Here is a 2,736-nt window from a genome sequence, read left to right on the forward strand (position 1 = left end):
CGTCGCTGTTTGACCGCCGACCCGTCGCTGTTTGACCGCCGACCCGTCGCTGTTTGACCGCCGACCCGTCGCTGTTTCACCAGGCGGGAGCGTGTGGGGGGTCTACCCGCGTCGCCGCATCGCAGCAAGGATCCCCCGCACCAATCGCTCGGTGGCGTCCTGCGCGGGACCGTGGACGCTCCCCGCGGTGAACACGTCGATGGCGTAGGAACCGTGCCGGCTGATCCACTCCCGACGTCTGGTGTCGTGCCGCTGCCGCTCAGGTCCGTGCCACTCGAGGCCGTCGTACTCCGCCGCGTACCGCAGCTCCGGGAGGCCGAGATCGAGGAAGCAGACGCCGTCCGGCCCCTCGACCGGGATCTGCAGCTCCGGCACAGGCAGCACCGCGCAGTCGCGCCAGCGACGTCGCAGGATGCTCTCGCCCGGTGACTCTGACCGTGGGTCGACCTCGGGTGCGAGCTCTCGAAGCTGAACGACCCCCCGGTAGCACCTGAACCGTTCCACGTGAGCCACCAGCTCGGCCACCGAGAAGCCGGCAGCACGGATCACGCAGTCCATGGCGGCGAAGGCCTGGTCGCGGTGGAGCAGCCGACCCACGTCACAGGCGGTACGAAGCGGCTTGGTGACCAGAATCCCCCCGATCTCCATCACGTCGGCCTCGGGCAGCATCCGCTCGCCACTGTCGACCAGCTTGTTGCGAAGCCGGTATCCGGGCGGGCGGTAGATCGAGACGCGAGGGACCACGAGGTGGTCCCCCGGAGCGAGTGCCATAGGCGCTCCGAGCAGCCAGGCGGCCGTCCGGTCGGTCACTACCGCGTCAGGAGGTACGACGAGGCGTAGGCACTGCAGCCGGAGGTCCAGGCCGTCGGAGAGCTGGGCGGCATGGTAGACGCCCGGGAGGGGATGGGCGAGGCAACCGCTCCTGCTCAAGCGCCCGAGGAGCCTGTCGGTCAACCCGAGGTCCAAGGCCTCCGCCCGTCCGAACGGTCGAGCGAGCGGAATGGCGGGAGCGGACGGCAGCCACCACGGCGGGTACGCGGGGAACGGAGGAGGAGGCGGCGGCGGCTGCGTCATGACCACGAGGGTGGCGCCGTCGGCCACCCCCTGGGGACGACAGAGGCTCAGGCTGTGGAAAACCCACCCGATCCCGTGCGCTGGGGAAAACTGGCTCTTCACGATCGAGGGTGTAGTTGGGGTCTGAAGCCGCCGGTCTCGAGTAGGGATCTTGCGATGTAGTTGGTGAGGTTGCGGAACCCGAGGGCGGAACCGCGGAGGTGTTCGAGCCTGCCGTTGATGGCTTCGGTGGGTCCGTTGGATGTGCCGGGGCGGTCGAAGTAGGCCAGGACGTCGGCGGCGCGCTTGGTCAACGTCCGGCCGAGGGTGATGAGCTCGGTGAGCGCCGAGGGGACGCCGCTGCGGATCGAGGCGATGACCTTCTCCATCAGCACGCGGCCGCGGGCTCGGTCGGGTTCGCGGTAGGCGGCGATCAGGCGTTGGTAGATGCCCCAGGTGGCCTCGACCTCGACGTGGGCGTCATCGGCGAAGAGGGTGGTGAGCCGGTCGGCCTGGTTGTCGGTGAGCAGGTCGGCGCCGGTGTGCAGGGTCCGTCGCGCGGAGTAGAGCGGGTCGCCCTGGTAGCCGCGGTGCCCGTGGATGGCTTGCTGGACCCGGCGTCGGCACTGATCGAGGGCGTCGCCGGCCAGGCGTACGACATGGAAGGGGTCGAGTACCGGCACCGCGTCGGGCAGCTCCTCGGCGGCGGCGGTCTTGAAGCCGGTGAACCCGTCCATCGCGACCACCTCGACCCCGTCGCGCCACGCGGGGTCGCGTTCGGCCAGCCATTGTTTGAACGCCTGCTTGGATCGGCCTTCGACCATGTCCAGCAGCCGGGCTGGGCCGGTGCCGTCGCGGATGCCGGTCAAATCGATGATGACGGTGACGTACTTGTCGCCACGGCGGGTGTGGCGCCACACGTGCTCGTCCACCCCGATCGCGGTGACGCCGTCGAGCCGTCCGGGGTCCTCGATCAGCACCCGCTTGCCCTCGGCCAGCACGGCGTCGTTGGCGGTGTTCCAGGCCACCCCGAGTCCCTCAGCGACGCGGGCCACGGTCAGGTGTTGACCCACGATCCCTTCCAGCGCCCACCGCAGTCCCCGACGCGACAGCTTGGCACGCGGCTCCGCGGCACGGGTGGTGTCTTGGCGCCACACGTGCCCACAGTTGGTGCACCGGTACCGGCGGATCGTGACCACCAGCGTCGTGGGCCGCCAGCCCAACGGCTCGTGCGCCAGCCGACGGGTCACGGTGTCGCGGGGCGCCCCTTCGCAGCCGCAGCGGCGGCACCACGCATCGGGCTCGACGACCCGGCACGCCAACACCGCCCGGTCAGGCTCGAGCCGCTGCCCAACCACCTCCAGGCCCAGCTCATCGAGCCGGCAGAACGTGGTCAGGTCAGGGCAAGCAAAGGTAGCGTCAGACACGTCGAGGTCTTCCAGATGGGCGGCGTAGGAACCTCCATCCTCGGGAGACCTCGACGCCTACCCCGGGACCGACGCGCCAACCAGCACTACACCCTCAACTGTGAAGAGCCGGAAAACTGCGACGGGTCAGCTGGAAAACCGCGACGGGTCGGCGGGAAAACCGCGACGGGTCAGCGGAGGGCGGAGCCCTTGGCGTACTGCTCGAAGGGGAGGTTCCAGTCGCCGTAGCCGTTGTCGAGCGTCATCGGACGGTCGG

The 2,736-nt window shown here is 69.7% G+C and carries 2 protein-coding genes; both read right to left on the reverse strand.

All coding sequences use genetic code 11. The annotated features are described in order from the left end of the window. Window positions 1–102: 102 nt before the first annotated feature. Window positions 103–1,074: a type IV toxin-antitoxin system AbiEi family antitoxin gene (locus tag PLP61_RS11345; RefSeq protein ID WP_502889035.1), complete on the reverse strand. Its 972-nt coding sequence runs from the start codon at window positions 1,072–1,074 to the stop codon at window positions 103–105. Between the two features lie 98 nt (window positions 1,075–1,172). Then, a complete protein-coding gene (locus tag PLP61_RS11350; RefSeq protein ID WP_324502825.1) occupies window positions 1,173–2,480 on the reverse strand; it encodes an ISL3 family transposase in 1,308 nt (435 codons plus the stop codon). Between the last annotated feature and the right edge of the window lie 256 nt (window positions 2,481–2,736).

The sequence above is a fragment of the Nocardioides sp. genome (assembly GCF_035429765.1).
In the GTDB taxonomy this organism is placed as follows: Bacteria; Actinomycetota; Actinomycetes; order Propionibacteriales; family Nocardioidaceae; genus Nocardioides.